Here is a 26,753-nt window from a genome sequence, read left to right as displayed (position 1 = left end):
TATTGGCTGGCATGGCTGCATAGGGCTGGAACGGCCCAGTGCAATTGCGTAAGGCAGGTGCTGCCCAGGAAGTTCAGGGTGCGCGATTGTACGCAAGCCGCCCGCCCCTTGCAAGTCCCGCCCCCGGCCCGCCGGGACCGCGCCTTGACAGGCCGGGACCCGCGACCTAGCATGCCGCGCAACCTTTATGGAGCACCTGTGGCCGATGCAACCCCAAGCTTTCTACCGCGCGGTAGCGGACGACTTCAGCGCCGTTGACGAGATTATCAAGAAACAGCTGACTTCGCGTGTACCGCTGGTATCGAAAATCGGCGACTACATTACTTCGGCTGGCGGCAAGCGCCTGCGCCCTCTGCTGGTGCTGCTGTGCGGCAAGGCACTGGGCCGCGAAGGCGATGACCTGCGCCTGCTGGCCGCCACCATCGAATTCCTGCACACTGCCACCCTGCTGCACGACGACGTGGTCGACATGTCGGGCATGCGCCGTGGTCGCTCCACCGCCAATGCCCTGTGGGGCAATGCGCCGAGCGTACTGGTCGGTGATTTCCTCTATTCGCGTTCGTTCGAGATGATGGTCGAACTGGGCTCGATGCCGGTCATGCAGATCCTCTCCAAGGCCACCCGGGTCATCGCTGAAGGTGAAGTCCTGCAGCTGTCCAAGGTCCGCGACGCCAGCACCACCGAAGAAGTCTACATGGACGTCATCCGCGGCAAGACCGCGATGCTGTTCGAGGCCTCGACCCACAGCGCCGCTGCCCTGGCCCAGGCCACAACTGAGCAGAGCGAAGCCCTGCGCACGTTCGGCGACCACCTTGGCGTGGCCTTCCAGCTGGTCGACGACCTGCTCGACTACAAGGGCGATGCACAGACCCTGGGCAAGAACGTCGGCGACGACCTGGCCGAGGGCAAGCCGACCCTTCCGCTGATCTACACCATGCGCGAAGGTACTGCCGAACAGGCCGCCCTGGTTCGCCAGGCGATCCAGAAAGGTGGTATCGAAGACCTGGAAAGCATCCGCGCTGCGGTTGAAGCTTCGGGCTCCCTGGACTACACCGCGCAACTGGCACGCGACTACGTGGCCCGTGCCATCGCTTGCCTGGACGTGCTGCCAGCCAGCGAATACCGCGACGCCCTGGTGGAATTGAGCGAATTCGCTGTCGCCCGTACCCACTGAGCCTGCCCTGTGGCCCATCGCTCGATGGGCCCGACTAACCTCTGACGGACAAAACCCTATACAATGTAGGCTTTGTACCTGTACGTCTTGAGGAACCCTAGTGAGCACTTTGCCACCCTGCCCTAAATGCAACTCCGAATACACCTACGAAGACGGCACCCAGCTGATCTGCCCCGAATGCGCCCACGAGTGGTCTGCCGCCGGTGACGCCGAAGCAGTGAGCGACGAAGCGGTCAAGAAGGATTCGGTGGGCAATGTCCTGCAGGACGGCGACACCATCACCGTGATCAAGGACCTGAAGGTCAAGGGCACGTCGCTGGTAGTCAAGGTCGGCACCAAGGTCAAGAACATCCGCCTGTGCGATGGCGACCATGACATCGACTGCAAGATCGATGGCATCGGCCCGATGAAGCTCAAGTCGGAGTTCGTCCGCAAGGTCTGAACCCCAATGGTTTCGGGGCTGGCCTCCAGCCTCGAAGCGCCGCGCAAGCACACGGCGGCAATTTTCTGCCAATAGGCACTTGCTATTTTGATAATAAGAATTATTCTCATTGGACGCTTCCAAGGAGAATAGCCATGACTTATCTGATAGACGCCTGGCTTGACCGCCCCCATCCATACCTGCGCATCCTGCACCGGGAAACCGGCGAGGTCTGTGCCGTGCTTGAAGAAGAAGCACTGGACGAACTTCGCGACCAGGGCGACCTGGATCTCAACGGCTTGAATTCGAGTGAGCCAATCGTGCTCAAGGAACTGGTGAGGAACCTGTTCCTGTTCTGCTATGCCCGGGCGTTGCGCCCAGGAGGTGGGACCGAGTGGAACTGATACAAAAATCGCGGGGCAAACCCGCTCCTACAGGTAGGAGCGAATTTGCCCCGCGATCAGGTATTACAGGACGTCCAGCAACTCGACGTCGAATACCAGAACGCTGTGCGGCGGAATGCTGCCAACGCCCTGAGCACCGTAGGCCAACTCGCTCGGAACGTACAGGCGCCATTTGCTGCCGGCGTTCATCAGTTGCAGGGCTTCGGTCCAGCCGGCAATCACGCCGCTGACCGGGAACTCGGCTGGCTGGCCGCGCTCGTAGGAGCTGTCGAATACAGTGCCGTCGATCAGGGTGCCGTGGTAGTGGGTGCGAACGCTGTCGTCGCGGCTTGGCTTGGCGCCTTCACCAGCGGTCAGCACTTCGAACTGCAGGCCCGATGCCAGGGTGGTGATGCCGTCACGCTTGGCGTTCTCGGCCAGGAAAGCTTTGCCTTCGCCAGCAGCCGCTTCGGCTTTGGCGGCGGCTTCGGCCTGCATGATTTCACGAATGACCTTGAAGCTGGCAGACAGGTCGGCTTCGCTGACGCGGCTGTCCTGGCCGTTGAAGGCGTCGGTCAGACCGGCGAGGATGGCTTCCAGGCTCACGCCCGGTGGCGGGTTGTCACGCAGTTGACCACCCAGTTGACGGCCGATGCCGTAGCTGACGCGGGTTTCGTCGGTAGACAGGTTGATTTCGGACATTTGTTTGCTCCGCAGCAGGGCGCACGACAACCGCGCCCTTTATGAAAAGGGCGAGCAGCCTAGCACACTGCGGCAAAGCAGATCAGCTACCAGGCGGAACGGCGGGGCATCGGTATTTTCAGGTCGCCGTCACCGGTGACGTCTCCCCCGCACATCTCGTCGTCCATCGACCAATGCACCAGGTGCAACGGCACGGCCGGCAAACCATTGAGCAGGCGCTGCGCATCGACTACCGAATGGACTTTAAGGCGCTCGCCGCGGGTATCCGACAGGGGATGCGCATGGCCTTTTACGCGAGCTTCGAGAATGTAATCACCGCCTTCGATGGCGATCAGGTTGAGCTCTTCGACATGACCAGCCCTGGCCTCGGTGTTCAGTTGTTGAAGGTTCATTGCGATACCTCGTGACTGGCACTTCGAGTGACCGTTCATTTTTCGTACAGCACGAGGCAAAGCACAAGGTAAAAACGCAACCGCCCGTCCGTTTTGCAACGGACGGGCGGTCTGGAACTGCGCCAAGCCTCTGAATCAGTGCTTGGTCAGCTTATCCAGATAACCCATGGCGAAGGCCGATACCACGAAGGTCATGTGGATGATCACGTACCACATCAGGTACTGGGTCTCTATATTGCGCGCGTCCATGAACACCCGCAGCAAGTGAATCGAGGAAATCGCCACGATGGAGGCTGCAACTTTCATCTTCAGCGAAGAAGAGTCCATCTTGCCCAGCCAGTTGAGCTTTTCCTTGTCTTCGTCGATGTCCAGCTGCGAGACGAAGTTCTCGTAACCCGAGATCATCACCATCACCAACAGGCCACCCACCAGTGCCATGTCGATCAGCGACAGCAGCACCAGGATCAGGTCTGCTTCGGCCAGGGCGAAGACATTGGGCAGGACGTGGAAGATCTCCTGGAAGAACTTCAGCGCCAGCGCCAGCAGGCCCAACGACAGACCAAAATAAATCGGGGCGAGCAGCCAGCGCGAGGCATACATCGCATTTTCGATAATACGTTCCATTGAAAACTCGTCAGGTGGCCAAAAAGCGAGCGCGAGTATAACAGCCAGCCATGACAGAAAAAGCCCGTGGCACGCTGCCACAGGCGTGACGCCCAGACGGCTCAGGTTTCCGGATGGAACTGGAAGTCGCCGACGTGATGGACCCGTTCACCATTGATCCGGCGTAGCTGGGCTTGCAGGTGCACGCACCAGATCTGTGGATCGTCGGCCACTTGATAACCGTGCAGGGTGAGGCTGTCGACAATGGCACTGAGGACCGACTCGGCCACGAAGGGCCCATGAAACGGCCCCTGGGCCTTGATGGCCGAAGGTTGCTCGCCAGCCATGCCGGCGGCAAACAGGAGGGTCCACATGCCGTTGTCGCCGGCCAGTGGGCGGATACTGCATTCAATGCGGGTCACCAGGCCCAGGCATTGGCGGGTGAGGCTGAGGTTGCGCGGCATGGCGACGTCCCTCGGTAAACCCTTGTTCAGCCTTGCGGGCAAGGCTGTTTCGATCCTTTAGCGACTACACTCCCTGTTTATCAGGATAGAAGAATTCCGATAGTGCGTGGAAAAACCGGCGCCCAGCGGTCAGACCCGCTGCGGCGCCGATTATTTGACTCAGGACGGTTTGACCTGGGCCAGGGCTTGCTCGGCCTGCTCCTTCTCGGCTTCCTTGAGGTCCTCCTCGCTGATCATTTCGGCGATCACCCGCAGGCGCTCCACCACCCGGGCGTTGACGCTGCCCTCGGGGAACTCGCCCTCGGCATCGGGCTCACCGGCCGGCTCCCCTACCAACAGGCTCAGCGCCTCATCGGCCTGGCTGACCGCATAGACGTGGAACATGCCCGCACGCACCGCCTGCAGCACCCGCTCGTCGAGCATCAGCGTGGCGACGTTGGCCTTGGGGATGATCGCGCCCTGCTCACCGGTCAGGCCGCGTGCCTCGCACAAGCGGAAGAAGCCTTCGATCTTCTCGTTGACCCCGCCCACTGCCTGCACTTCACCGAACTGGTTGATCGATCCGGTGATGGCGAAACACTGCTTGAGCGGGGTTTTCGACAAGGCCGAGATCAATGTGCAGGCCTCTCCCAGCGACGCACTGTCACCATCCACGTAACCGTAGGATTGCTCCAGGGCGATACTTGCCGAGATCGCCAGGGGGAATTCCTGGGCGTAGCGACTGCCCAGGTAACCGGTAAGGATCATCACGCCCTTGGAGTGGATCGGCTGGCCGAGGTTTACCTCACGCTCGATATCGACGATGCCGCTGCCACCGGGATAGACCGTGGCAGAAATCCGCGCCGGTATACCGAAGGCCGAGTCGCCCACTTCCAGCACGGTCAGGCCGTTGCACTTGCCGACTGCTGCGCCTTCGGTGTCGATCAGGATGATGCCGGCCAGCATGTCGTCGAGGATTCGCGCCGACACCCGGCCGGTTCGCGTGGCCTTGGCCTTGAGTGCCCGTTCGATGTGCCCGGCATCGGTCATCTCATCGTTGGCCAGGTGGCGGATGAAGTCCGCCTCGCTGACCAGTTGGAACAGATCACCGATACGTGCCGACAGGCGCCCTTGGTGTTCGGCCAGGCGGGCACTGTAGGTAGCCAGTCGGGCGACCGCATCGGCGCTCAGCGGCGCCATGCCCTCCTCGCTGGTACGGGTCTTTAGCAACTGGGCGAACTGTTCCAGGCTCTCGTCGACCATGGGAATGTCTTCGTCGAAGTCCACCAGCACCCGGAACATTTCCTGGAAGTCCGGATCATGGTCCTGAAGTGCGTAGTACAACTGGCGCGAACCGATGATCACCACCTTGATGTTCAACGGGATCATCTGCGGATTGAGAGTGACGGTGGCCAGGCGACCATATTCACCCAGCGGCGACTCCATCTTCAGCTTGCGCGACTGCAGCGCGCGTTTGAGTGCATCCCAGACGAAGGGCTCGCCGAGCATCTTCTCGGCTTCCAGAATCAGGAAACCGCCATTGGCACGGTGCAAGGCACCCGGGCGCAGCTGCCGATAGGTGGTGTACAGCGCGCCCTGGTCGGTGCTGTATTCGATACGGCCGAACAGGTTGTCGTAGGTTGGGTGCGGCTCGAATACCACTGGTGCGCCGCCACTGGCGTGGTGACCGACGACCAGGCTCGGTGCGTACTGTTCTTCAAGCAGCTTGCGCGCCTGGGCATCGCTCTTGCTGTCGTCGACCAGTTGCTCGACCACCGTGCGCAACAGGTACACCTGCATGGCCTGCAGGTAGGCACACACGGCCGCATTTTCCGCGTACTTCTCCGACAACGGCGCCAACAGGGGTTGAAGCGCCAGGGTGATAGTCTCCTCATTGAGCTGACGCAGCTGATTGTTCGACTCTCGCTTCCACTGCGGAAGGCTCGCCAGTTCCTCGTTGAGGCGCTCTTCCAGGGCGGAGATATCGTCATGGAAGCGTTCGCGCTCGGCTTCCGGCAACTGGGCAAACTCCGCCTCGTCCAGCGCCTTGCCGTCGGCCATGGGCGTAAAGGCGACGTTGCTGCTGTCGCGGTAAAGGGCCACGTCCTTTTCCAGCGAGGCACGTTCAATCACATCCAGGGCACGGTCGTAGCGCTGGTTGAAACCGCGGTCGATGGCGCTTTTTTTCTGTTGGTAGGACGGGTGCTCGAAGACCGCCGGGAAGGTGGCCAGCAGGTTGTCGATCAGGCCACCAATATCGCTGATGAACGCACCGGCACTGCCGGCCGGCAGCTCCAGGGCCCGCGGCTCGCGGGGCTCGTCGAAATTATTGACATAGACCCAGTCCGACGGCGTGTGCAGGCGCTTGCCTTCGGCCTTGAGGTAACGCTTCACGAAAGAGAAACGCCCGGTGCCGGGCTCACCCATGACAAACACGTTGTAGCCGGGACGTGGCATGGCGACGCCGAACTGCAAGGCTTCGACGGCACGTTCCTGGCCTAGCACACCGCGAAAAGGCTCCAGATCATTGGTGGTGGAAAAAGCGAACTGTTCGGCGGAAAACGGCCGGGTCAGGGCTTCAGGCGCAAGACGCAGACTCGCAGCGACAGGATCGGGCATCGGGCTTCCTTACTTCGGCGGGGCAGATGACGGCATTCTGGCGCCGCCTGCCCGCGCCTTGCAAGGCTCATCGGCACAATATGTCGCAGGGTCGAAAACCCGTGCTACGTCAATGTTTCAAGCCAATTATTCGCAATAAATCACGGAACCCTTAGATCGTGCCTAAACTCCATAACTGCGCGGCTGGGTAAACAACCGACCCGCCCCTGGCTACCGCTCCCAAAGCCATGCCAGACAACCCTGACCTTTGGTATGTACGACTAGAACGAGAACAACGCTATGAAACGGATTCTTCTGGGTACTTTGTTCACCGCGGTTTCCCTCAATGCAATGGCCCAGGCGCCAGGCGGACCGGACTGCGGCTGGGGTAACATGCTGTTCGAGGGCCAACGCGGCACACCGGCCCACTTCCTCGCTTCCACCACCAACGGCACTTCCGGCAACGCCACCTTCGGCATGACCTCGGGCACCAACGGCTGCTCGACCAACGCTGCTCTGACCTATGGCGGCAAATCCTGGTTCGCCATGAACGGCATGATGAACGAGCTCTCCGAAGACATGGCCAAGGGCCAGGGCGAAGCGCTGACCACCTATGCCGTGGTACTCGGTGTCGCCCCGGAAGACCGCGCCCACTTCGCGGCAGTCACCCACCAGCACTTCCAGGAAATCTTCAAGACCGCGGATGTAACCGCCGAAGATGTCCACACCAACACGCTGGCCATACTCAAAAGCGATCCACGCCTGGCCAAATACGCGACCCAGGCTTAAGCTCGGCCACCCGCCCCTTTACCGGGGCGGGTTGTTTTCCGCCTCTATCGGCATCATTCAGACTTAGTTGCCCGACATGCTCAAACGCCTTGCCTACCTGGCGCTCTGTGCCTGCGCCCCGCTGCATGCTGCCCCTTCGTTCGATGACGCGCGCCTTGCGCAACTGGCTGCAGACCGTTACTGGATCGCCCTGGGCCACTACGAAACCGCCAAGCTCGGCGGCTGGCGCAGCTACGTCGACGACCGTCGTTTCTTCCTGGCCGAGGACGGCGCCCACCATCCGGACCAGGAACTGCGCGCCACGGTGCAGGCGCTCTACGCACCGGCCAACCGCGGCGACAAGCATGCGCAGTGTGTATTCCCGGCACGCACCCGCTGGCTGCGCGAGCAGCTCCAGCTCGATGACCTGCCGGCGCCGGAATGCAAGGAGTACACCCAGTGGTTCAAGGATGTGTCGCCGCACAGCGCAGTGATGATCTTCCCCGCCGCCTACCTCAACAGCCCCTCCTCGATGTTCGGCCATACCCTACTGCGCATCGACCAGGCCGACGTGCAGAGCAACGAGACGGCCCTGCTCAGCTACGCGATCAACTTCGGCGCCTACATCGAAGGCAACGACAACAGCATTCTCTACGCCTGGAAGGGCCTGATGGGTGGCTACCCCGGCCTGTTCGCCCTGGTGCCCTATCAGGAAAAGCTCTCCGAGTACCGCAGCCTGGAAAACCGCGACCTGTGGGAATACCGGCTGAACCTGACGCCCGAGGAAACCGGGCGCATGGTCGAGCACATCTGGGAACTCAAGCAGATCCAGTTCGATTACTTCTTCTTCGACGAGAACTGTTCCTACCGCCTGCTTGAACTGCTGCAAGTGGCACGCCCGGGCCTGGACCTCACGTCGCAGTTCCCGCTGACGGCGATCCCTACCGACACCGTCAAGGCTGTCAAGCAGTCGGGCCTGGTGGAGCGAATCGACTATCGTCCCTCCCGCGAACGAGAGCTGCTGGAGCGGGCCAAGCCGCTGGATGCCGATGAACAACAGCAAGTGCTGGCGGTCAGCGCCGACACCGGCCTACTACAGAGCGCCGAATTCACCGCCCTGCCCCGCGAGCGCCAGGCGTTGATCCAGGACGCGGCGTACCGGCTGGAGCGCTACCGCGCCAACGGCCAGGAGCGTGATCCGGCGCGCACCAAACGCAGCTTCGAGCTGCTGCGGGCAATCAACCGCAATCCGGCGCCAGAGCTGGACATCGCGCGCCCCGGCCTGCCTGAAGACGGCCACGAATCACGCACCTGGCAGCTCGGCGTGGGCACCCGAGAAGACCGAGCCTTCGCCGAGTACGGCCTGCGCATGGCCTACCACGACCTCAACGACAATGCCTATGGCTTTCCCCTGGGCGCACAGATCGAGATCCTTCAGCTCAAGCTGCGCCAGTACGAGAACAACGACTGGCAGGTGCAGCGCCTGGACCTGGCGACGATCCGATCGCTGACGCCACGCAATACCTTGCTGCAACCCTGGTCGTGGCAAGTCACCGGGGGCCTTGAGCGTGTATTGGGCAAACATGAGGACGATGTACTGGTCAGCCACATCAATGGCGGCGCCGGCGGCACCTGGCAACTGGCCGACGGCATGCTTGGCTTTGCCCTGGGCACCGTGCGGGTGGAGCACAACAACGACTTCGCCCAGTTCATCGCCCCGGCGGCCGGTTTCAACACCGGCCTGCTGTGGCGCAATCCGCTGGGGAACATGACGCTCGAAGCCAAGGGTGACTACTTCACCAACGGCGAGGTACGCCGCACCCTGAGCCTGAACCAGCAATGGGAGCTGTCACAGAACCTGGGGCTGCGCCTGAGTGCCAAGCGTGAATTCAGCCAGCTGTCGACGGCGCAGAACGAGGTGATGCTTGAATTGAAGTGGTATCACTATTGAGTCCCACGGCCGCTGCGCGGCCGATCACAGGTTGGCGCCAGCGGCTACCACGGTTCGACTTCAATCGATAGCAGCTAGTCATCAGAAAGACCGCGACGCCGCACGTGCCTGCCGACGCCAGTAGGTCGCAAACAGACAGCCAATGAAACCGCCAACCTGTCAGCATGGTCTCCTCTGAAAGGAGGCAATCATGAGCCGAGCATTCGTCAACGAGGACCAGGCTGCCACCCAGGCCGACCAGCCGGTAGAGCGCCGCGTCAGTGAGCAACCCAACTATGTCACCGCCCGGGGCCTGGCCCAGCTGCAGCAACGGCTCGGCGAACTCAAGGCCCTGCGCAGCGAACTGCAGGCCCAGGGCGAGCACGCTGATAAACAACGCCTGGCCGATACCGAGCGCGACCTGCGCTACTTCAACGCTCGCGTACAGAGCGCTCAGGTGGTGCCCAAGGCAACCGCTGAAGACAAAGTGCAGATAGGGAGTCGGGTGACTTACGTCGATGAACACGCCCAGCAGCACCAGGTGCAGTTGGTCGGTGAAGACCAGGCCGATGCCGCCCATGGCCTGATCAACTGGGGTTCACCACTGGGCCGGGCGCTGCTGGGTGCAGCCCCCGGTGATGAAGTGTTGTGGCGACGACCGGCAGGGGATCAGCAGATCGAGATCGTCGCCATCACACCCGAGCCTTAGACCACGCCCTGGGCCAGCATGGCGTCGGCAACCTTGACGAAGCCGGCGATGTTGGCGCCCTTGACGTAGTTGATGCGGCCGTTCTCTTCACCGTAGTGTACGCAGGCGTGGTGAATCGACTGCATGATCGCGTGCAGCTTGCTGTCCACCTCACCGGCGGTCCACAGCAGGCGCATGGCGTTCTGCGACATCTCCAGGCCACTGACCGCAACGCCGCCGGCGTTCGATGCCTTGCCCGGTGCGAAGAGGATGCCGGCCTCGATGAAGATATCCACAGCGTCGAGGGTAGTGGGCATGTTGGCGCCTTCAGCCACGCAGATGCAGCCATTGCGCAGCAGGGTGCGGGCGTCTTCGCCATTGAGTTCGTTCTGGGTGGCGCACGGCAGGGCGATATCGCACGGCAGGCTCCAGGGCGTCTGGCCCTTGCGGAACTCCAGGCCGAAACGCTCGGCCAGCTCGCTGATACGGCCACGCTTGACGTTCTTGAGCTCCATCAGTGCATCCCACTGCGCGTCGGTCATGCCGGCTTCGCAGTACAGGGTGCCCTCGGAGTCCGACAGCGAGATCACCTTGCCGCCCAGGTCCATGACCTTGCGTGCAGCGTACTGGGCCACGTTGCCGGAACCGGAGATCGCCACGCGACGACCGTCGATGCGCAGGTCCTGGCGCTTGAGCATTTCTTCGGCGAAGTACACGCAGCCGTAGCCGGTGGCTTCAGGGCGGATCAGGCTACCGCCGTAGGTCATGCCCTTGCCGGTCAGTACCGAGGTGAACTGGTTGGCCAGGCGCTTGTACTGGCCGAACATGAAGCCGATCTCGCGGGCGCCCACACCGATGTCACCGGCTGGTACGTCGAGGTCCGCGCCGATGTGGCGATACAGCTCGCTCATGAAGGCCTGGCAGAAACGCATGACTTCAGCGTCGCTCTTGCCCTTCGGATCGAAGTCCGAGCCGCCTTTGCCGCCGCCCATGGGCAGCGAGGTGAGGGAGTTCTTGAATACCTGCTCGAAAGCCAGGAACTTGAGCACGCCCAGGTTCACCGACGGGTGGAAGCGCAGGCCGCCCTTGTACGGGCCGATGGCGCTGCTCATCTGGATACGGTAGCCGCGGTTGACCTGGACCTTGCCCGCATCATCGACCCACGAGACGCGGAACAGGATCGCCCGCTCAGGCTCGACCATACGCTCGAGAATGCCGGCCTGCAGGTAGTGGGGGTTGGCCTCAAGGAAGGGCCAGAGGCTGCGCAACACTTCTTCCACGGCTTGATGGAATTCAGGCTGGGCTGGGTCGCGTTGTTTTAGACGAGCGAGGAAGTCTTCGACGGATTCAGACATGAGACATTTCACCAGATAGTGTGGGACTTATTAGTTTTTTCAGAACTTTACCAAGAACCACTCGCACCGCAACAGGGCGAAATGTCGTTTTTATGAAATTAAATGGTGCGTTTGTATAAGTGTATACAGTTTTGTCGCCGGGCAAGCCCGCTCGTACAGGGGCTTTCCCCCCGAACAGAAACGGGGCCCGAAGGCCCCGTTTTTGTGCAAACCGGTAAGGTTATGCCAGTTTTTTGTGCCGTACCCGATGCGGCTGGGCGGCAGCTTCGCCAAGACGCTTCTTGCGATCGGCTTCGTACTCGGTGTAGTTGCCTTCGAAGAACACGGCTTGCGAGTCGTCTTCGTACGCCAGGATGTGGGTGGCCACACGGTCAAGGAACCAGCGATCGTGAGAGATCACGATGGCGGCGCCCGGGAAGTCCAGCAGGGCTTCCTCCAGCGAACGCAGGGTTTCAACGTCGAGGTCGTTGGACGGTTCGTCGAGCAGCAGGACGTTGCCGCCTTCCTTGAGGGTCAGGGCCAGGTGCAGACGGCCACGCTCACCACCGGAGAGGTCCTTGACGAACTTCTGCTGGTCGCCACCCTTGAAGTTGAAGCGCCCCACGTAGGTCCGCGACGGAATCTCGTAGGTACCGATGCGCAGTTGGTCGGAACCATCGGAGATCTGCTGGAACACGGTCTTGCTGCCGTCCAGGTCCTCGCGGCTCTGGTCGACGCAAGCCAGTTGCACGGTTTCACCGATTTCGATGCTGCCCGAGTCTGGCTGCTCCTTGCCCATGAGCATGCGGAACAGAGTCGATTTACCGGCACCGTTACCACCGATCACACCGACAATGGCGCCTTTGGGCATGCTGAACGACAGGTTGTCGATCAGGACGCGATCGCCATAGCCCTTGGTGACGTTCTTGAACTCGATAACCTTGTCACCCAGGCGAGGACCGGCCGGGATGTAGATCTCGTTGGTTTCGCTGCGCTTCTGGAATTCCTGCGACTGCATTTCTTCAAAGCGTTGCAGACGGGCCTTGGACTTGGACTGACGTGCCTTGGCGCCCTTGCGCACCCACTCCAGTTCTTCCTTCATGGCCTTTTCATGAGCCGATTGCTGCTTGGATTCCTGGGCCAGACGATCGGATTTGGCTTCAAGCCAGCCCGAGTAGTTGCCTTCGTATGGAATACCGGCGCCGCGGTCGAGTTCGAGGATCCAGCCGGCAACGTTGTCCAGGAAGTAACGGTCGTGGGTAATCGCGACCACAGTACCCGGGAAGTCGTGGAGGAAGTGTTCCAGCCAGGCGACGGAGTCGGCGTCCAGGTGGTTGGTCGGTTCGTCGAGCAGTAGCATGTCAGGAGCCGACAGCAGCAGGCGGCACAGGGCCACACGACGCTTTTCACCACCGGACAGGTGCTCGACCTTGGCGTCCCAGGCCGGCAAGCGCAGGGCGTCGGCCGCCACTTCCAACTGGCGCTCCAGGTTGTGGCCGTCGCTGGCCTGCAGGATGGCTTCAAGCTTGGCCTGTTCGGCGGCCAGCTTGTCGAAGTCGGCATCCGGCTCGGCGTAGGCGGCGTAGACTTCGTCCAGACGCGCCTGGGCGTCCTTGATCACGCTGACTGCTTCCTCGACCACTTCACGTACGGTCTTGGTCGGGTCCAGTTGCGGTTCCTGCGGCAAGTAGCCGATGTTCAGGTCGGGCATCGGCCGGGCTTCGCCGTCGAACTCTTTGTCGACACCGGCCATGATCTTGAGCAGGGTGGATTTACCCGAGCCGTTCAGGCCAAGCACGCCGATCTTGGCGCCTGGGAAAAACGACAGGGAGATGTTCTTCAAGATTTCCCGCTTCGGCGGGACAACTTTGCCCAGCCGATGCATGGTATAGACGTATTGAGCCATGGAAAAACCTAGCGTCAGAGACGAAAAAATAAGCGCGAAACAGATGAAGGGAGCCGCAGCCCCCAGGAAAGGGCCAAAGCTACCGTAATGCGCCAGGTTGGGCAAACCGCCGACGAACAGGGCTGGCACTTTGCCACGTTTGCGGGCATGCTAACCGCCCTTCGGGCGTCGGGCTTATAGTGCGAAACCGGAGTAGCCGCCAGGACCGCGGTGCTTGCCCCCCAGCAGCTCTAAACCTGCCATCCAGCCATACCGCAGGATCATCGTTTGACCAATCTCACTCAGCCGACATCCTTGCGCATACCGTCCAGCGCGTCCGGCTCACCATTGCGCGGTTCCTTGAAGAGCGCCCTGGCCCTGCTGGTATTCCTGTTGCTTGGCCTGCTGCTCTGGCAACTGGTCGACCAATACCGCCACACCCAGGCCGACCAGCACCAGCACAGCCTGGATGCCAGTGCCGAGCTTGCCGATCACCTGTCCCTGAACATGTCGCTCAAGGCCCAGCAGGCTCTGAATCTGGTACAGCCTTACCGCTCGTCGATCGATGCCAAACATCTGCCCGAAACGCTCGCGCAGTTGCAATCCCGGCTACCCGCCCTGCAAAGCCTGGCCTGGATCGATGCAAGCGGCGCAGTGCTGACCGACAGCCTTGGCGATACACCCGACCGGGATGCCCTGCTGGCCCTCTGGCAACTGAACCAGGGCCGCCCTTATTACTACAGCAACACCCCAGACAACCAACTCATCTACTTGCTGCTTCACCAACAAGGCGATGTGCCTGGGTACTGGCTGCTGCGCCTGGATTCAACTTTCTACAGCGATCTGACCTCACACCTGGACCGACCCAACCATCCATTGTGGCTGCTGGAAAACAGCCGCACCGGCAACATCATCAACCGCCACCCGCCAACACCCGGCAGTGACAAACCGCTGCAAAGCGTGATGCTGGCGTTTCTCGACAACAGTACCTGGCAACTGCGCGGCCTGTTCGATGCGGGCCTTGCCCGCCAGCAACTGCTGCCGGCACTGATCGGCAAATGTGTACTGGGCCTGTTTTGCGCTCTGATCCCGCTGCTGGCGCTGATCAACATGCGCCGGCGCCATCGCATGCTGCAGGAAAGCCGTCGGCGCTATCACGACATCTTCGAAGGCACCGGGGTTGCCCTGTGCGTGCTCGATCTCTCCGGCCTGCCCGGGATGCTGGAGCGCCACCGCCTGCCCAGCCGCCAGGCGCTTGCCCAACGCCTGGGCTTCGACCTGCCGCTGCGCCGAATGCTGCTGCAGGAGCTGAAAGTCACCGAAGTGAACCAGGTCGCCCTGCAACTGCTGGGCGTGCAGTGCAGCAACGGCGCCTGGCATCGATTGATCGAAGGCACCGGGAACGGCGTCGAGGGTATCGGCGTGCAACTGCTTGAAGCGGTGCTGGACAACCAGCAGCAGCTGGAGCTGGAAGTCCGTCTGCCGCTGGTCGATGGCCAGGTGATGCACTTGTGGTTGATGGTGCGCTTCCCCGAGGACCGTCGCGATTACCAAGCGGTGATCCTCAGCATCAGCGATATCACCAGCCGCAAGCAGGTCGAGCTGTCGTTGCTGGAGCGCGAAAGCTTCTGGTCGGACGTGGTGCGTACCGTACCTGACCAACTCTATGTGCAGGATGTAAGCAGCCAGCGGATGATCTTCAGCAACCGCAACCTGGGCCAGACCCTGGGCTACAACCGTGCCGAGCTGGCTCAGCTGGGCGAGCAGTTCTGGGAGCGCTTGCTGCACGCCGATGATGCCCAGTTGTACCTGAAGATGCGCCAGCAACAACGAGAATCCGGCTACGTCCAGCAACTGCACTGCCAGTTGCGCTTCCGTCATCACGACAACAGCTGGCGGCGCTTCGATATCCGCGAACAGGCCCTGACCCGCAACAGCGCGGGCCAGGTGACCCGCATCATCGGCGTGGGCAAGGACGTCACCGACCAGATCGAAGCCAGCGAATCCCTGCGCGACAGCGAGCAGCGCTACCGCATGCTGGCCGAAAGCATCAGCGACGTGATCTTCTCTACCGACAACCAGCTGCAGCTCAACTATGTCAGCCCGTCGGTACACGCCGTACTCGGCTACGACGTACAGTGGATCTTCGACAACGGCTGGCAGTCGACCATCGCCAACCCCGCACAATTGACCGGCATCTACAGCCTGGTCGAACGGGTCAACCGCGCCCTGGGCGACCCCGCGCAGCTCGAACAGTTGCGCACCCAGTTACCGACCCAACTGTTCCTGTTCGACTGCCTGCGCGCCGATGGCCGCAAGATCCCGATCGAACTGCGCCTGGTGCTGGTGTGGGACGACCAGGAACGCTTCGAGGGCATCCTCGGCGTCGGCCGCGATATCAGCCAGCAACGCCGCGCCGAAAAAGACCTGCGCATGGCGGCCACGGTGTTCGAGCACTCGACTTCGGCGATCCTGATCACCGATCCGGCCGGCTATATTGTCCAGGCCAACGAGGCGTTCAGCCGGGTCAGCGGCCATGCCGTGGCCGATGTGCTCGACCAGTTGCCCGGCATGTTGACCGTCGATGAGCACCAGGAAGCGCACCTGCGCTACGTGCTCAAGCAACTCAACCAGCGCGGCACCTGGGAAGGCGAAGTGTGGCTCAAGCGCCGTAGCGGCGAGCACTACCCGGCCTGGGTCGGCATCACTGCCGTGCTCGACGATGAAGGCGACCTGGCCAGCTATGTGTGCTTCTTTACCGACATCAGCGAGCGCAAGGCCAGCGAACAGCGCATCCACCGCCTGGCCTACTACGACGCCCTGACCCACCTGCCCAACCGCACCCTGTTCCAGGACCGCCTGCACACGGCCCTGCAACAGGCCGAGCGGCAAAAGGCCTGGGTGGTGCTGATGTTCCTGGACCTGGACCGCTTCAAGCCGATCAACGACTCCCTCGGCCATGCCGCCGGTGATCGTATGCTCAAGGACATGGCCGAGCGCCTGCTCGACTGCGTCGACAATGACGACACCGTGGCACGCATGGGCGGTGACGAATTCACCCTGCTGCTGCAACCACGGTCCTCCCGCGAGATGGCACTCAATCGCGCCATCCATGTAGCCGAGCAAATTCTCGCCAGCCTGGTGCGACCGTTCGTGCTGGAAAACCGCGAGTTCTTCGTGACGGCCAGTATCGGCATCGCCCTGAGCCCGCAGGACGGCAGCGAACTCAGCCAACTGATGAAAAACGCCGACACGGCCATGTACCACGCCAAGGAACGCGGCAAGAACAACTTCCAGTTCTACCAGGCCGACATGAACGCCAGCGCACTGGAGCGCCTGGAACTGGAAAGTGACCTGCGCCACGCGCTGGAGCAGAACGAGTTCATCCTCTATTACCAACCGCAGTTCAGCGGCGACGGCAAGCGCCTGACCGGTGCCGAGGCCTTGCTGCGCTGGCGCCACCCGCGGCGCGGGCTGGTGCCGCCGGGTGACTTCATCCCGGTCATCGAAGAGTTGGGCCTGGTGGTGGATGTCGGCGACTGGGTCATCAAGGAGGCCTGCCGCCAGCTCAAGGCCTGGCACCAGGACAAGGTGCGGGTGCCCAAGGTGTCGGTGAACATTTCCGCCAGGCAATTCTCCGATGGCCAGTTGGGCACGCGGATCGCCACCATCCTCAAAGACACCGGCCTGCCGCCGGCGTGCCTGGAGCTGGAGCTGACCGAGAGCATCCTGATGCGCGAGGTGAACGAGGCGATGGTAATTCTCGACAGCCTCAAGAACCTCGGCCTGAGCATCGCGGTCGACGACTTCGGCACTGGCTACTCGTCGCTCAACTACCTCAAGCAGTTCCCCATCGACGTACTGAAGATCGACCGCACCTTCGTCGACGGCCTGCCCGAAGGCGAACAGGACGCTCAGATCGCCCGGGCCATCATCGCCATGGCTCACAGCCTGAACCTGGCGGTGATCGCCGAGGGCGTGGAAACCCATGAACAGCTTGAATTCCTGCGTGAGCACGACTGCGACGAAGTGCAGGGTTACCTGTTCGGCAGGCCCATGCCGGCCAACCAGTTCGAGGCGCAGTTCAGCAACGAAACGCTCTTCATGTTCGAGTAGCAACTGCTGGCGACAGCACCGGGGCGCTCAACAATTTACGCCCCTCTTGCCGCTTGAAGTTTGCAGCTTGTCGCTCATGAGCCCCATTTGTCTGCGACATGATGCCCTTTCATATGCCAGACAATTTCTGATGGGGTAGAATGCCCGCCTATTTCAGCACGATCCTTGAGGACCGCCATGTTCAGCCGTGATTTGACCATTGCCAAGTACGACGCCGATCTCTTTGCCGCCATGGAGCAAGAAGCTCAGCGCCAGGAAGAGCACATCGAGCTGATCGCTTCGGAAAACTACACCAGCCCGGCTGTCATGGAAGCCCAGGGCTCGGTGCTGACCAACAAGTACGCCGAAGGTTACCCAGGCAAGCGCTACTACGGCGGTTGCGAATACGTCGACGTGGTCGAGCAACTGGCCATCGACCGTGCCAAGGAACTGTTCGGCGCCGACTACGCCAACGTCCAGCCACACGCCGGTTCCCAGGCCAACGCCGCTGTCTACCTGGCCCTGCTGTCGGCCGGTGACACCATCCTGGGCATGAGCCTGGCTCACGGTGGTCACCTGACCCACGGTGCCAACGTCAGCTCCTCGGGCAAACTGTACAACGCTGTCCAGTACGGTATCGATGCCAACGGCCTGATCGACTACGACGAAGTCGAGCGCCTGGCTGTCGAGCACAAGCCAAAGATGATCGTTGCCGGTTTCTCTGCCTACTCGCAGATCCTGGACTTCCCGCGCTTCCGCGCAATCGCCGACAAGGTCGGTGCCTACCTGTTCGTCGACATGGCCCACGTTGCCGGTCTGGTCGCTGCAGGCGTGTACCCGAACCCGGTGCCATTCGCCGATGTGGTCACCACCACCACCCACAAGACCCTGCGCGGTCCACGTGGTGGCCTGATCCTGGCGCGCGCCAACGCCGACATCGAGAAGAAGCTGAACTCCGCCGTTTTCCCAGGCGCCCAGGGCGGCCCGCTGGAGCACGTGATTGCCGCCAAGGCCATCTGCTTCAAGGAAGCACTGCAGCCTGAGTTCAAGGCTTACCAGCAGCAAGTGGTGAAGAACGCCCAGGCCATGGCCGGCGTGTTCATCGAGCGCGGTTTCGACGTGGTGTCCGGTGGTACTCAGAACCACCTGTTCCTGCTGTCGCTGATCAAGCAGGAAATCTCCGGCAAAGACGCCGACGCCGCCCTGGGTCGCGCCTTCATCACCGTCAACAAGAACTCGGTGCCTAACGACCCTCGCTCCCCGTTCGTCACCTCCGGCCTGCGCTTCGGCACCCCGGCAGTGACCACTCGCGGCTTCAAGGAAGCAGAGTGCAAGGAACTGGCTGGCTGGATCTGCGACATCCTGGCCGACCTGAACAACGAAGCGGTGATCGATGCCGTTCGTGAGAAGGTCAAGGCCATCTGCGCCAAGCTGCCGGTCTACGGCAACTGATTGCAGGCCTGATGTGAAAAAGCCCGGCTCAATAGCCGGGCTTTTTTGTGCCTTCTGTAGGAGCGGGCTTGCCCCGCGAACCGATGGTACGGCCACTATCGCTGTCGCGGGGCAAGCCAAGACGTCGCCCCGCCGCTCCTACAGGGTCAATGCCTCGAACCCCGCGCGGATCTTTTCTTCCGGCAGCTCGTCGGCAATAAATACCATCACGCTCTCGCGCGCTTCCCCTTCTGCCCACTCGGTATCCCAGTCAAAGCCATAGAGCTTGAGCACACCCTGGAACACCAGGCGACGGTCCTCGCCAGCAATGTTGAGTACGCCCTTGTAGCGCAGCAGTTGCTTGCCATGGTCTTCCAGCAACTGGTTCATGAAGTTGCTGAGCTGGTCGATGTCCAGCGGCGTCTCGGTGCGCAGCACCAGGCTGGAGATACGATCCGGGGTCGCAGGCTGCGAAACCGGACGCAAGCTCAAGCCACCGCCCAGGTCCGCGTTGAGGTTGAAACCGCGCACGTCCAACAGTTCGGCCAGATCAATGCGACCGTGCTCGACCACCCGGATCGGTGCCCGGCGGTTGATCCGCCCGAGGCGCTCGCTCAATGCCTGGAAGCTGTCGGCATCGACCAGGTCGGTCTTGCTCACCAGCAGGCGGTCGGCGAACCCCACCTGCGCCTGGGCGATGGCCTGGGCCAGGTGCTGCTCGGCGTGGGCGGCATCGACCAGGGTAATGATACCGTCGAGGATGTAGCGATCACGCAGTTCCTCATCGATGAAGAAGGTTTGCGCCACAGGCGCAGGGTCGGCCAGGCCGGTGCATTCGATCACCAGGCGGTCGAAGGCGATCTCGCCGCTGTCCAGGCGTTCGAGCAGCAGCACCAGCGCCTTGGTCAGGTCGGTGTGGATGCTGCAGCACACGCAACCGTTGGCCAGGGTCATCACCTGCACCGGCTCGTCGCCCAGCAACTGGGTATCGATACCGGCGTCACTGAATTCGTTCTCGATCACGGCGATCTTCAGGCCGTGCTCGGCCTTGAGCAGATGGCGCAGCAAGGTGGTCTTGCCGGCCCCCAGAAAACCGCTGAGTACTGTTACGGGTATGGGCGCGTGCAAACGGAAAATCTCCTGAACTGAAAATGACTGTGGGAGCCCGGCAAGCCGGGCTCCCACAGGGTGTAGCGCCGTCAGTGGCTGTGGTTCAACAGCACTTGGGCCCACCCTTGCCGCCGTAACGGGCTTCCTGGCGCTCGCGGAAGAACGCCTCGTAGCTCATCACCGGCTTGTCCGGGTGCTTGGTCTGCATATGCTCGACGTAGTTGTCGTAGTCGGGCATACCGACCATCAGGCGGGCTGCCTGCCCCAGGTACTTACCCAGTCGACCGAGATCGTTGAACATCACTGCATTCCTCGAAGGTTACGCATCCGGCAGGGCCTGGAACGGGGACTCTTTGTCAGTCCGCTCTTTTTTGTTCAGGGCGGCGATGCCGACCTTGAGGGCAAAGAACAGAATGCTGAAGACCACGAGCAGGAACAGGCCGGTCAGGGCTGCGTTGGTGTACGCGTTGAAGATCACGTGCTGCATCTGGCCGATGTCCTTGGCCGGAGCCAGAACCTGACCGGCGTCGAGCGCGGTGCTGTACTTGTTGGCCAGGGCCAGGAAGCCGACGGCCGGGTTCGGGTCGAACAGCTTGATGAAGCCCGCCGTGGTGGTGCAGATCAGCAGCCATACCGCCGGCAGCAGGGTGACCCACATGTAGCGCTGGCGCTTCATCTTGATCAGGACCACGGTACCTAGCATCAACGCGATACCGGCCAGCATCTGGTTGGAAATACCGAACAGCGGCCACAAGGTGTTGATACCCCCCAGCGGGTCGATCACGCCCTGGTACAGCAGGTAGCCCCAGAGGGTCACGCAACCTGCGGTAGCGAGCAGGTTGGCCCCCCACGACTCGGTACGCTTGAGGGCTGGGACGAAGCTGCCCAGCAGGTCCTGGAGCATGAAGCGCCCGGCACGGGTACCGGCGTCCACGGCGGTAAGAATGAACAACGCCTCGAACAGGATCGCGAAGTGGTACCAGAACGCCATGGTGTTTTCACCCGGCAGCACCTGGTGCAGGATCTGCGCGATACCCACCGCCAGGGTCGGTGCACCACCGGCACGGGCCAGGATGGTGTGCTCGCCGATGTCCCTGGCGACCGCCTCAAGGGCGTCCGGGGTGATGGCGAAGCCCCAACTGCTGACCGTCTGGGCCACTGTGACCACATCGGAACCGACGACCGCAGCCGGGCTGTTCATGGCGAAGTACACGCCTGGCTCGATCACCGACGCGGCAACCATGGCCATGATGGCAACGAACGACTCCATCAGCATGCCGCCGTAACCGATGTAGCGGGCGTTGGTTTCGTTATCCAGCAGCTTGGGCGTGGTGCCCGAGGAGATCAGCGCGTGGAAGCCCGACACCGCGCCGCAGGCAATGGTGATGAACAGGAACGGGAACAGGGTGCCCTTCCAGACCGGTCCGGTGCCGTCGGTGAACTGAGTCAGCGCCGGCATTTTCAGCTCGGGTGCGATGATCAGGATACCGATGGCCAGGCCGACGATGGTGCCGATCTTGAGGAAGGTCGACAGGTAGTCGCGCGGCGCCAGTACCAGCCATACCGGCAGTACAGCGGCAACAAAGCCGTAGCCCACCAGCATCCAGGTAATCTGCACACCGGTGAAGGTGAATGCCGGGCCCCAGACCGGATCGGCGGCAACCTGGCCCCCCAGCCAGATCGACAGCAACAGCAGCACCACGCCCATGATCGAGATCTCACCGATCCGGCCCGGGCGGATGTAGCGCATATAAATGCCCATGAACATCGCGATCGGGATGGTCGCCATGACCGTGAACATGCCCCACGGGCTCTCGGCCAGGGCCTTGACCACGATCAGCGCCAGCACCGCGAGGATGATGATCATGATCAGGAAGCAGCCGAACAGGGCGATGGTGCCCGGGATACGGCCCATTTCCTCACGCACCATGTCACCCAGGGAGCGACCGTTGCGGCGGGTGGAGAGGAACAGGATCATGAAATCCTGTACCGCACCGGCCAGCACCACGCCGGCAATCAGCCAGAGCGTGCCGGGCAGGTAGCCCATTTGCGCAGCCAGGACCGGACCGACCAGGGGGCCGGCGCCAGCGATGGCGGCAAAGTGGTGACCGAAAAGAATGTGCTTGTTGGTCGGGACATAGTCCAGACCATCGTTGTTGAGCACCGCCGGGGTGGCCCGACGCGGGTCCAGCTGCATCACCTTGGTGGCGATGAACAGGCTGTAGTAGCGATAGGCGACCAGGTAGATGGCGACCGACGCAACCACGATCCACAAGGCGTTGATGGCCTCGCCACGGCGCAGGGCGACCACACCCAGCGCACAGGCTCCTATGACTGCCAGCGCCAGCCACGGAATGTGGCGTAGCAGGCTATTATTGTTGTTCATGGTTTGCTTCCACTGGTGGATAAAAGACAGCCATTGGAGTCTAGCGATACTGGCAGGAAAGGCCAGCCCCCACGTTGGTCTAGAGCCCTCAACGCGGTACGGGAAGCTGTTGTTATGCGCCCATGCACAGGCCTTGGCAAGGCCTGAGCTATAGTCAGGAAGAACCCCGGAGTGCCTGATCATGAGCGACCACCAAGAACGTCGACGTTTCCAGCGTGTGGCCTTCGATGCGCCCACCGAATTGTGCCAGGGCGAGCGCTGCTGGCCCGTGACCCTGATCGACCTTTCGCTCAAGGGCATGCTGGTTGAGCGCCCCGAGCCCTGGGATGCCGACCTGACCCAGGATTTCGAGGCCATTGTTCATCTGGGCGACCTGGAAAAGGTGCGCATGCAGGTTGAACTGCGCCATGAAGAGTCGGATCAGCTCGGTTTCATCTGCCTGCACATCGACATTGATTCGATGACCCACTTGCACCGTCTGGTGGAATTGAACCTGGCCGACAGCACCGAAATGATGCGTGAACTGCGAGAATTGATCGAAGTTTAGAATCTATTAGCCTGCTACTTACTTTCCCTCCTGGCAGGTTTCTTTGTTTTTCTGTCCACCTGGACAGCTTTTTTCCACCGAATGTCACCTTTCACGCAACCTTGCGAAGCTTGCGTGCGGGCGTTGGAACGATACCTGCATTCAGTAATGGACCCAAACGGATAGCCTTACTGTTCCTACGCCAATCTAAAAATTGTATACAATTAGGCTGGCTTTCGGATGTAGGAAATGTCTACAGTAGCCCCACAAAAATAAAACACAGAGACCCTGCCCCATGAATACGTCCTCCCCTAGCACGTCTTCAGCCCCACGTCCCGAAGACGAAAACTTGGGCCTAGGTGCAAACCTGGCGTACGGCCTGCAACACGTTCTGACCATGTATGGCGGCATCGTTGCCGTACCCCTGATCCTCGGACAGGCCGCAGGCCTGACACCGGCGGAAATCGGCCTGCTGATCGCCGCATCGCTGTTTGCCGGTGGTCTGGCAACCCTGTTGCAAACCCTCGGCCTGCCTTTCTTCGGTTGTCAGCTACCGCTGGTGCAAGGGGTCTCGTTCGCCGGTGTGGCGACCATGGGTGCGATTCTCAGCAGTGAAGGCGGTGGCGGCCTGCCCGGCGTACTGGGTGCGGTGATGGCAGCATCCTTCCTCGGGTTTTTGATCACGCCGGTGTTCTCACGAATCACCAAGTACTTCCCACCGCTGGTGACCGGTATCGTCATCACCACCATCGGCCTGACCCTGATGCCCGTCGCCGCACGCTGGGTGATGGGTGGCAACAGCAACGCCCCGGACTTCGGCAGCATGGCCAACATCGGCCTGGCGGCGCTGACCTTCGTCATCGTCCTGGTGCTGAGCAAACTGGGTAGTGCGACCATCTCGCGCCTGTCGATCCTGCTGGCCATGGTCATCGGTACCCTGATCGCCTGGTCGCTGGGCATGGCGGACTTCAGCAAGGTGCTCGAAGGCCCGCTGGTAGCCTTCCCGACCCCATTCCACTTCGGCATGCCGACCTTCCACATCGCCGCGATCCTGTCGATGTGCATCGTGATCATGGTCACCCTGGTGGAAACCTCGGCCGACATTCTCGCCGTTGGTGAAATCATCGACACCAAGGTCGACTCCAAGCGCCTGGGCAACGGCCTGCGTGCCGACATGGCGTCCAGCATCCTGGCTCCGATCTTCGGCTCCTTCACCCAGAGCGCCTTCGCCCAGAACGTCGGCCTGGTCGCCGTGACCGGGGTCAAGAGCCGCTACGTGGTCGCCACCGGGGGTGTGATCCTGGTGGTGCTCGGCCTGCTGCCGATCATGGGCCGGGTGATTGCCGCGGTACCCACTTCGGTACTCGGTGGTGCCGGTATCGTCCTGTTCGGCACCGTGGCTGCCAGTGGTATCCGTACCTTGTCCAAGGTCAGCTACAAGAACAACGTCAACCTGATCATCGTCGCCGCCTCCCTGGGTTTCGGCATGATCCCGATCGCCGCACCGAACTTCTACGCGCAGTTCCCCAACTGGTTCGAGACCATCTTCCACTCCGGTATCAGCTCGGCAGCCATCATGGCCATTGTTCTGAACCTGGTGTTCAACCACTTCACGGCCGGCAACTCGGATCAGCAATCGGTGTTCGCCGCTGCCTACGAACGCACCATTCATTACTCGGACATCTCCGCCCTGCGCGATGGTGACTACTTCGAGGATGGCAAGCTGTTCAATGCCGAAGGCAAGGAAGTGCCTGTGATGGGTGAAGGAGAGCACGGGGAGCCACCTGTGCGCCGAGAGGCCATCTCGGAACACTGATCTTTCCCAAGGCCGTTGAAGCTGGGCCGGTGCGCATCACCGGCCCTTTTTGTTCATGCGATACAAGCGACTATTCAAACAGCGCGTCGAGGGCCTGCTCTAGTCGGGTCACGGCAATCACCTGAAGACCGGCCGGGGCCTCCTTGGGAGCGTTGCCCTTGGGCACGATGGCCCGCTTGAAGCCGTGCTTGGCCGCTTCTTTCAAGCGTTCCTGGCCACTGGGCACCGGGCGCACCTCGCCAGACAAGCCCACCTCTCCAAACACCAGCAGGCCGTTGTCCAACGGACGGTTGCGCAAGCTGGACATGATCGCCGCCATCAACGCCAGGTCCGAGGCGGTCTCCAGCACCTTGACCCCGCCCACCACGTTGAGGAACACATCCTGGTCATGGGTCGGAATGCCGCCGTGGCGGTGCAATACCGCCAGCAGCATGGCCAGGCGATTCTGGTCCAGGCCAAGGGTGACGCGCCGGGGGTTGGACAAATGACTGTCGTCGACCAGCGCCTGGACTTCTACCAGCATCGGTCGGGTGCCTTCCCAGGTGGCCATGACCACGCTGCCGGGGACTTCCTCCTGGGCGCGAGTGAGGAAGATCGCCGAAGGGTTGGAAACTTCCTTGAGGCCACGGTCGGTCATGCCGAACACGCCCAGTTCATTGACCGCGCCGAAGCGGTTTTTCACCGCCCGCAGCAACCGCAGGCGGCCATCGGATTCGCCCTCGAAATACAGCACGGTGTCGACCATGTGCTCCAGCACTCGTGGGCCAGCCAGCGCGCCTTCCTTGGTCACGTGGCCGACGAGGAAGATCGCCGTGCCACTCTGCTTGGCATAGCGCACCAGCAAGGCCGCGCTTTCCCGCACCTGGGAAACCCCGCCCGGCGCCGACTGCAGCTGCTCGGTAAAGATGGTCTGGATCGAGTCGATCACCATGACCTTGGGCTTTTCCACGCGTGCCGTGGCAATGATGGTTTCAATGCAGGTTTCAGTCATGACCCGCAACTGGTCCTGGGGCAGCCCCAGGCGCCGTGCGCGCATGGCCACCTGCTGCTGGGATTCCTCGCCGGTGACGTACAGTGCCGGCATCCGCGTGGCGATGGCACACAGGGTCTGGAGCAGGATCGTCGACTTGCCGATGCCTGGGTCACCGCCGATCAATACCACCGAACCGTCCACCAGGCCACCGCCGAGCACCCGGTCGAGCTCGGCGCTGGCGGTGCTGAAGCGCGGAATTTCCTCGATGCTGACCTCGGCCAGGGTCTTGATCTGCGCCTGCTGCCCGGCCCAGCCGGTACGACCGCTGGGCGCCGCGGCTGCGCCGCTTTCCAGCACGGTCTCGACCAGGGTGTTCCAGGCCCCGCATTCGCCACATTGCCCGGCCCATTTGGGAAAGGTGGCGCCGCACTCAGTGCAGCCGTACATGCGCTTGGCCTTGGCCATGGGGACGGTCCTCTGGAAAAGGGACCATGATAGCCGACCGGGGTGACCTGGATCGCCACAGAAATCGACAAAACTATTGGATATAACTGCAGTCTGTTGCAGCAGCGCGGAGCATGAAGCGCCTAGCTGATTTACACTTCGCTCACCAACCTCATCTGTTACAAGGAATAAACCATGGGCGTGCTCAACGAATTCAAGGCCTTCGCGGTCAAAGGCAACGTGGTCGACATGGCCGTCGGTATCATCATCGGCGCAGCCTTCGGCAAAATCGTTTCATCCTTTGTAGGCGATGTGGTGATGCCGCCAATCGGTATGCTGATCGGTGGCGTGGACTTCAGTGACCTGGCGATCACCCTCAAGGCGGCCGAAGGTGACATCCCGGCCGTGGTGCTGGCGTACGGCAAGTTCATCCAGACCGTGCTGGACTTCATCATCGTCGCGTTCGCAATCTTCATGGGCGTCAAGGCAATCAACCGTCTCAAACGTGAAGAAGCCGAGGCTCCCAGCCTGCCACCGGTCCCCACCAAGGAAGAAGAACTGCTCACCGAGATCCGCGACCTGCTCAAGACACAGAATCGGCAGCCCTGAATTCGGAACAAAAAAACGGCGCCAATGGGCGCCGTTTTTGTA

21 protein-coding genes and 1 pseudogene are annotated in these 26,753 nt (G+C 61.7%); 11 read left to right on the top strand and 11 right to left on the bottom strand.

Annotated elements, in window-relative coordinates:
- Positions 1–205: 205 nt before the first annotated feature.
- From H621_RS0114215 to H621_RS0114205, 3 genes are all read left to right on the top strand, one after another.
- Positions 206–1,174 (top strand): polyprenyl synthetase family protein, encoded by a 969-nt coding sequence (locus H621_RS0114215; protein ID WP_028944049.1) that lies wholly within the window; start codon positions 206–208, stop codon positions 1,172–1,174.
- Between the two features lie 100 nt (positions 1,175–1,274).
- Positions 1,275–1,616 carry a zinc ribbon domain-containing protein YjdM gene (locus H621_RS0114210; protein WP_028944048.1) on the top strand — a complete coding sequence of 114 codons (342 nt, stop codon included), beginning with the start codon at positions 1,275–1,277 and terminating at the stop codon, positions 1,614–1,616.
- Between the two features lie 134 nt (positions 1,617–1,750).
- The gene (locus H621_RS0114205) at positions 1,751–1,999 is read left to right on the top strand and encodes a PA4570 family protein (protein ID WP_028944047.1); all 249 of its coding nucleotides are present in this window, start codon (positions 1,751–1,753) and stop codon (positions 1,997–1,999) included.
- Positions 2,000–2,062: 63 nt separating this feature from the next.
- Here H621_RS0114205 and bamJ read toward each other — a convergent pair whose 3' ends face one another.
- The 5 genes from bamJ to H621_RS0114180 all read right to left on the bottom strand — a co-directional run bounded on the left by bamJ (position 2,063) and on the right by H621_RS0114180 (position 6,737).
- Positions 2,063–2,680, bottom strand: a complete 618-nt coding sequence (gene bamJ, locus H621_RS0114200) for a BamJ family beta-barrel-assembly machinery protein (RefSeq protein WP_028944046.1) — start codon at positions 2,678–2,680, stop codon at positions 2,063–2,065.
- Between the two features lie 86 nt (positions 2,681–2,766).
- Positions 2,767–3,072: a DUF6482 family protein gene (locus tag H621_RS0114195; RefSeq protein WP_028944045.1), complete on the bottom strand. Its 306-nt coding sequence runs from the start codon at positions 3,070–3,072 to the stop codon at positions 2,767–2,769.
- Between the two features lie 135 nt (positions 3,073–3,207).
- The gene (locus tag H621_RS0114190) at positions 3,208–3,696 is read right to left on the bottom strand and encodes a TIGR00645 family protein (RefSeq protein ID WP_028944044.1); all 489 of its coding nucleotides are present in this window, start codon (positions 3,694–3,696) and stop codon (positions 3,208–3,210) included.
- A gap of 101 nt (positions 3,697–3,797) precedes the next feature.
- Entirely contained in the window at positions 3,798–4,139 is a 342-nt protein-coding gene (locus tag H621_RS0114185) for a PA4575 family protein (protein WP_028944043.1), read from the bottom strand.
- A 159-nt stretch (positions 4,140–4,298) separates the two neighbouring features.
- The gene (locus H621_RS0114180) at positions 4,299–6,737 is read right to left on the bottom strand and encodes a Lon protease family protein (protein ID WP_028944042.1); all 2,439 of its coding nucleotides are present in this window, start codon (positions 6,735–6,737) and stop codon (positions 4,299–4,301) included.
- 279 nt (positions 6,738–7,016) lie between these two features.
- Here H621_RS0114180 and H621_RS0114175 point away from each other — a divergent pair, with 279 nt between their 5' ends.
- The 3 genes from H621_RS0114175 to H621_RS0114165 all read left to right on the top strand — a co-directional run bounded on the left by H621_RS0114175 (position 7,017) and on the right by H621_RS0114165 (position 10,123).
- Positions 7,017–7,505, top strand: coding sequence for a DUF3015 domain-containing protein (locus tag H621_RS0114175; protein WP_028944041.1), 489 nt, complete (start codon positions 7,017–7,019; stop codon positions 7,503–7,505).
- Positions 7,506–7,581: 76 nt separating this feature from the next.
- A complete protein-coding gene (locus H621_RS0114170) occupies positions 7,582–9,435 on the top strand; it encodes an Lnb N-terminal periplasmic domain-containing protein (protein ID WP_028944040.1) in 1,854 nt (617 codons plus the stop codon).
- Between the two features lie 190 nt (positions 9,436–9,625).
- Positions 9,626–10,123: a GreA/GreB family elongation factor gene (locus H621_RS0114165; protein ID WP_028944039.1), complete on the top strand. Its 498-nt coding sequence runs from the start codon at positions 9,626–9,628 to the stop codon at positions 10,121–10,123.
- Here the strand turns inward: H621_RS0114165 and gdhA are convergent.
- Together gdhA and ettA are read right to left on the bottom strand one after the other, a co-directional pair.
- Positions 10,120–11,457, bottom strand: a complete 1,338-nt coding sequence (gene gdhA / locus H621_RS0114160; RefSeq protein ID WP_028944038.1) for an NADP-specific glutamate dehydrogenase — start codon at positions 11,455–11,457, stop codon at positions 10,120–10,122. The genes H621_RS0114165 and gdhA overlap by 4 nt on opposite strands.
- A gap of 220 nt (positions 11,458–11,677) precedes the next feature.
- The gene (ettA, locus tag H621_RS0114155; RefSeq protein ID WP_028944037.1) at positions 11,678–13,342 is read right to left on the bottom strand and encodes an energy-dependent translational throttle protein EttA; all 1,665 of its coding nucleotides are present in this window, start codon (positions 13,340–13,342) and stop codon (positions 11,678–11,680) included.
- A gap of 1,107 nt (positions 13,343–14,449) precedes the next feature.
- On the opposite strand from ettA, the pseudogene H621_RS0114145 reads away from it, so the two are divergent.
- Both H621_RS0114145 and glyA read left to right on the top strand, forming a co-directional pair.
- Positions 14,450–17,437 (top strand): annotated as a pseudogene (locus H621_RS0114145) (sensor domain-containing protein); the annotation flags it as partial.
- A gap of 177 nt (positions 17,438–17,614) precedes the next feature.
- Positions 17,615–18,868, top strand: coding sequence for a serine hydroxymethyltransferase (gene glyA, locus H621_RS0114140; RefSeq protein ID WP_028944035.1), 1,254 nt, complete (start codon positions 17,615–17,617; stop codon positions 18,866–18,868).
- Between the two features lie 138 nt (positions 18,869–19,006).
- Here glyA and yjiA read toward each other — a convergent pair whose 3' ends face one another.
- From yjiA to H621_RS0114125, 3 genes are all read right to left on the bottom strand, one after another.
- Positions 19,007–19,975 (bottom strand): GTPase, encoded by a 969-nt coding sequence (gene yjiA, locus H621_RS0114135; RefSeq protein ID WP_028944034.1) that lies wholly within the window; start codon positions 19,973–19,975, stop codon positions 19,007–19,009.
- Between the two features lie 85 nt (positions 19,976–20,060).
- Complete coding sequence (locus H621_RS0114130) at positions 20,061–20,258, bottom strand: YbdD/YjiX family protein (protein ID WP_028944033.1); 198 nt, start codon at positions 20,256–20,258, stop codon at positions 20,061–20,063.
- A gap of 18 nt (positions 20,259–20,276) precedes the next feature.
- Positions 20,277–22,343, bottom strand: a complete 2,067-nt coding sequence (locus H621_RS0114125; protein WP_028944032.1) for a carbon starvation CstA family protein — start codon at positions 22,341–22,343, stop codon at positions 20,277–20,279.
- A 181-nt stretch (positions 22,344–22,524) separates the two neighbouring features.
- On the opposite strand from H621_RS0114125, the gene H621_RS0114120 reads away from it, so the two are divergent.
- Positions 22,525–22,890, top strand: coding sequence for a PilZ domain-containing protein (locus H621_RS0114120; protein ID WP_028944031.1), 366 nt, complete (start codon positions 22,525–22,527; stop codon positions 22,888–22,890).
- 274 nt (positions 22,891–23,164) lie between these two features.
- Positions 23,165–24,685 (top strand): nucleobase:cation symporter-2 family protein, encoded by a 1,521-nt coding sequence (locus H621_RS0114115; protein WP_036989856.1) that lies wholly within the window; start codon positions 23,165–23,167, stop codon positions 24,683–24,685.
- Between the two features lie 70 nt (positions 24,686–24,755).
- Here the strand turns inward: H621_RS0114115 and radA are convergent, their stop codons facing one another.
- The gene (radA, locus tag H621_RS0114110; protein WP_028944029.1) at positions 24,756–26,123 is read right to left on the bottom strand and encodes a DNA repair protein RadA; all 1,368 of its coding nucleotides are present in this window, start codon (positions 26,121–26,123) and stop codon (positions 24,756–24,758) included.
- A gap of 174 nt (positions 26,124–26,297) precedes the next feature.
- Between radA and mscL the strand changes: the two genes are divergently transcribed.
- Positions 26,298–26,711 carry a large-conductance mechanosensitive channel protein MscL gene (mscL, locus tag H621_RS0114105; RefSeq protein WP_028944028.1) on the top strand — a complete coding sequence of 138 codons (414 nt, stop codon included), beginning with the start codon at positions 26,298–26,300 and terminating at the stop codon, positions 26,709–26,711.
- Positions 26,712–26,753 lie beyond the last annotated feature (42 nt).

The organism is Pseudomonas vranovensis DSM 16006 (genome assembly GCF_000425805.1).
GTDB classification, from domain to species: domain Bacteria; phylum Pseudomonadota; class Gammaproteobacteria; order Pseudomonadales; family Pseudomonadaceae; genus Aquipseudomonas; species Aquipseudomonas vranovensis.
The sequence above is the reverse complement of the archived record's forward strand: the minus strand, read 5'-3'. Positions and strand labels throughout refer to the sequence as shown.